Here is a 4,581-nt window from a genome sequence, read left to right on the forward strand (position 1 = left end):
CGGCGGGCGGCCTTGTTCGGTGACGGGGGTGATGTGGCGGGGCTGTGCCGGGCGGGGGTGGCGGCGCTGCGGATCATGGAGGACCATATGGCGCGGCGGCGGCTGGACGGGGCGACATGGTTCGTGGGCGATGCGCCCGGCATCGTGGATGTGATGCTGTTTCCGTCCTTTGCGCTGAGCCGCGACTGGGTAAGCCACGATCGGGGCGCGGGGCATGAATTCCATCCGGCGCTGCGGCGCTGGGCGCGGGCGGTGCGGGGGCTGCCCGGCTTTGTCACCATGCCGGGCATTCCGGACTATAATTAAAAGTCCGCATAATTCCGCGTGATTAAGTGTCAGTCGCGGGGCGCTGGTCGGTTTCCGGGCGGCGGGGGCGGCGGGTGACGAGGAGTTGGTTGATGCGGAAGCCTTCGACATCGACCACCTCGAAGAGGAAATGCGCGGCCTCGACCCGGTCGGCCTTGCGGGCCATGCGGCGCAGGCGGTGCATGACGAGGCCGCCGATCGTATCGAAATTATGGCTGTCGGGCAGCGCGGGGATACCGAGCTCGCGGATCACGTCGCCGATGGGGGCGGCGCCGTCGATCAGCCAGGAATTCTCGTCGCGGCGGACGATGGCCTGTTCCTCGAACGGGTTGGCCAGCCCGTCCATCAGCGCGCCCATGATGTCCTTGAAGGTGATCAGCCCGACCACCAGCCCGTATTCGTTGACGATCAGGGCGAAGCCCGCGCCATGGGTGTCGAACTGGGCCAGCGTGTCCCAGAGATTGAGCGTGTCGGGCAGGGACAGCACGTCGCGCCGCATGCGGTAGATCTGTCCCGGGGCGGCTTCGGCGGCGGGCGGTTCCTCGACCACCGCGGCGAGCACGTCCTCGGCGCGGATCGAGCCGATGACGTTGTCCAGCCCGCCGTCGCAGAGCGGGTAGCGGGAATAGGGCTTGGCGCGGACCTTGTCGCGCTGGCTTTCGGCGCTTTCCTGCACGTCGAGGAAGACGATCTCGTCCCGTGGGGTCATGGCCGAGGTGACGGAGCGGTCCTGCAGGCCCAGCACGTTCTGGATCATCTGGTGTTCCTGCTCGAGCAGGACGCCCGAGGCGGTGCCGGCGGCCAGGATCGCGCGCAGATCCTCGGGCGTGACCGGTTCGACCGTCGAGGCGGCCGGGATTTTCAGCGCGCGCAGGATGAAATCGGCGATTTTCGAGAAGATCCAGACGAAGGGATAGAACAGCCGCAGCGCGAGTGCCGGGAACCAGCCGATGGCCAGCGCCACGCGGTCGGGCGCGTTCATGGCGATGCGCTTGGGCAGCAGGTCGGCGAACAGGACGAACAGGCCGGTGACCAGCAGGAAGGACGCGGTGGAGGCGACATGGTCGGCCAGCGCGGCCCGCATGCCGGCCGCGCCCAGGATTTGCGCCAGCGGCGGGGTGATGAGTTCGCTGCTGATGACGCCGCCCAGCACGCCCACCGCGTTGAGGCAGATCTGGAGCACGGTGATGACCTGGCCGCTGTTGCGGCGCAGGCGGAGGAAATTGGCGGCCCTGGTGTCGCCGGCCTCGGCCCGGGTGCGCAGCCGGACCTCGCGCGCCGCGGCGAAGGAGATTTCGGACAGCGAGATCAGGATGCTGACCGCGATGAGCAGGATGATGGCAAGCAGGCCCGCGAGCAGGATCATGGCCGTGCCTTTCGCGTGGAAGCCGGCGACCGGGTGTGACGGCATGCCCCGCGGTCGGCGGCGGGCCGGGACGGATGGAGGGGACGGCGTGTCCCGGCGGCGGGTTTTTTCATTGCGCGCAGGATAGCGCAGAATGCCGCCGTGGGGCCAGAAGGGGGGCGGGCCAGAAGGAGACGAGCCAGAAGGGGGCGGCCGCGGATCAGGCGGGCGGCATGCCGGCGAGTTCGCGCCATCCGGCCTCGTCGAGCGTGTCGATGCCCAATTCGGCGGCCTTGCGAGCCTTGGAGCCGGCATCGGCGCCGAGCACAACCAGGTCGGTCTTCTTCGACACGCTGTCGGTGACGCGCGCGCCCAGCCGTTCGGCCACGGCCTTGGCCTCGGGGCGGGTCATGGTGGTCAGCGTGCCGGTGAAGACGATGGTCTTGCCAGACAGGTGGCCCTGGGCGGGCATGTCCTCGTCCTCGATCGTCAGGATGGCGGCGAGGTCGGCCAGCGTGTCGAGATTGTGCCGTTCCATGAAAAAGGCGGCGAGTTCGTCGGCGATGGCGGTGCCGATGCCGGTGATCGAGCCCAGGGCCAGGCGTTCGTCCGAGCCGATCTGCGTCGCGCGCAGCATCTGGTCGCGCCAATGGGCATAGGCGCCGTAATGGCGGGCCAGCAGGCGGGCATTGCTGGCGCCGATGCGGCGGATGCCCAATGCGTAGATGAAGCGGGCCAGCGGGATGGTCCGGCGGGCACGGATGGCGTTGCTGAGATTGCGGGCCGAGACTTCGCCCCAGCCGTCGCGGCCGGCGATTTCGGCCTCGTGCTCAGGCAGGCGGAAAATGTCGCCCGGGGTGCGGATCAGGCCGTCCTGGTAGAATTCGGTGATGGTGCGCTCGCCCAGCCCGTCGATGTCGAAGGCGTCGCGCGAGACGAAATGGATCAGCCGTTCGACGATCTGCGCCGGGCAGGTCAGGCCGCCGGTGCAGCGCCAGACCACCTCGCCCGGGGGACGTTCGGCGCGGGAATGGCAGATCGGGCATTCATGGGGGAAGCGGAACGGTTCGGCGCGCGGCGCCTCGCCGGGGCGGGGCGGGACGATTCCGAGCACCTGGGGGATGACGTCGCCGGCGCGCTGGATCTGCACCAGGTCACCCTCGCGGATATCCTTGCGGGTGATTTCGTCCTCGTTGTGCAAGGTCGCGCGGGTGACGATGACGCCGCCGACATTGACCGGCTCGAGGATGGCGACGGGGGTGAGCGCCCCGGTGCGGCCGACCTGGATGTCGATGCGCGTGAGGCGGGTGATGGCCTGTTCGGCGGGGAATTTCCAGGCGATCGCCCAGCGCGGCGCGCGGCCGACGAAGCCCAGCCGGTCCTGCAGGGCCAGGTCGTCGATCTTATAGACCACGCCGTCGATGTCGTATGCGAGGCCCGAGCGTTCGCGGGCGATGGTTTCCATGAAATCCTCGGCCGCGTGCGCGTTTTCGACGATGCGCGACAGCGGATTGACCGCGAACCCCCAATGGCGCAGCCGGTCGAGATAGTCCCAATGGGTGCCGGCCAGTCGGTCGGAGGCGAAGCCCTGGGCATAGGCGAAGAGCGAGAGCGGGCGCCGGGCGGTGATCGCGGGGTCGAGCTGGCGCAGCGAGCCCGCGGCGGCGTTGCGCGGGTTGGCGAACGGTTTCTGCCCGGCGGCCGCCTGGTCGGCATTGATGGCCAGGAATGCGGGCTTGGAGAGGAAGACCTCGCCCCGGATCTCGATCAGGGCGGGGGCGTGGCCGCGCAGGCGCTGGGGCAGGTCGCGCAGGGTGCGCAGATTGGCGGTGACGTCCTCGCCCTCGGTCCCGTCGCCGCGGGTGGTGCCGCGGACGAAGACCCCGTGTTCGTATGTCAGGCTGATCGACAGCCCGTCGATCTTGGGTTCGGCGACGAAGCGCAGGGTACGCGACTGCTCCTCGGTCAGGCCGAGGAAGCGGACGGCGCGGGCGATGAAGGATTCGAAATCCTCGCGGTTGAAGACGTTGTCCAGCGAGAGCATCGGCACAAGGTGGCGGTGCCGTCCGAACGCGGCGGCGGGGGCGGCGCCGACGCGCAGCGAGGGGCTGTCGGCGCGGCGCAGCGCGGGGAAGCGGGTTTCGATCGCCAGGTTGCGCCGGCGCAGCGCGTCATACTCGGCGTCGGAGACGGCGGGGGCGTCCTGTTCGTAATAGGCGCGGTCCAGGTCGTGCAGCCGCGCGGCGAGGCGTTCGAGTTCGGCGGCGGCCTGGGATTCGGAGAGCGCGTCCGGGGGCAAGGTTGCCAGATCGGGAGTTGCCAGATCGGGGGGTGCCGGATCGGGGGTCGCCGGATTGGGGGCGGCTTGCGTGTGCGACATCTGTTTCGTCTGTTTCGTTCCCATGGGCCTTACCCCCGGAGCAGGGAATCCGCCGCCGCCCGCGCGGCCTCGGTGATCGTGTCGCCGGCCAGCATGCGGGCGATTTCCTCGCGCCGCTGCGCGGGGGACAACGGTTCGGCCCGGGTTTCGGTTCGGCCCTTCGTCACGGTCTTGCTGATGCGCAGATGGGCGTTGCCGCGGGCGGCGACCTGCGGGCTGTGGGTGACGACCAGGACCTGGACGTCCTGCCCGACGCGGAAGAGACGCTCGCCGATGGACGAGGCGGTGGCGCCGCCGACGCCGGAATCGACTTCGTCGAACACCAGGGTGGGGACGGCGGAGCGGCCGGTCAGCACGACCTTGAGCGCCAGCATCAGGCGGGACAATTCGCCGCCCGAGGCGACCTTGGCCAGCGGGCCGGGCGGTTGGCCGGGATTGGCGGCGATGAGGAAGGCGGCCTGTTCGCGGCCCCTGGCATTCCAGCCCTCGGGCGGCAGGGCGGGGAGCGAGACGAGGAAGCGGGCGCGTTCCAGGCGCAGTGGCCGCAATT

3 protein-coding genes and 1 pseudogene are annotated in these 4,581 nt (G+C 69.7%); 1 reads left to right on the forward strand and 3 read right to left on the reverse strand.

The genetic code is table 11. The features are described 5' to 3' along the window. Window positions 1-306: glutathione S-transferase C-terminal domain-containing protein (locus tag HUK84_RS10970; RefSeq protein ID WP_246285615.1), on the forward strand; the 306-nt coding region annotated here is incomplete at its 5' end. A 22-nt stretch (window positions 307-328) separates the two neighbouring features. Here HUK84_RS10970 and HUK84_RS10975 read toward each other — a convergent pair. From HUK84_RS10975 to HUK84_RS10985, 3 genes and pseudogenes are all read right to left on the reverse strand, one after another. Then, window positions 329-1,672, reverse strand: coding sequence for a hemolysin family protein (locus HUK84_RS10975; protein WP_176640335.1), 1,344 nt, complete (start codon window positions 1,670-1,672; stop codon window positions 329-331). Between the two features lie 199 nt (window positions 1,673-1,871). Continuing rightward, a complete protein-coding gene (ligA, locus tag HUK84_RS10980; RefSeq protein WP_176640334.1) occupies window positions 1,872-4,031 on the reverse strand; it encodes an NAD-dependent DNA ligase LigA in 2,160 nt (719 codons plus the stop codon). A 29-nt stretch (window positions 4,032-4,060) separates the two neighbouring features. After that, a pseudogene (locus HUK84_RS10985) lies at window positions 4,061-4,581 on the reverse strand (DNA repair protein RecN); the annotation flags it as partial.

The sequence above is a fragment of the Nguyenibacter vanlangensis genome, assembly GCF_013376155.1.
GTDB classification, from domain to species: Bacteria; Pseudomonadota; Alphaproteobacteria; order Acetobacterales; family Acetobacteraceae; genus Gluconacetobacter; species Gluconacetobacter vanlangensis.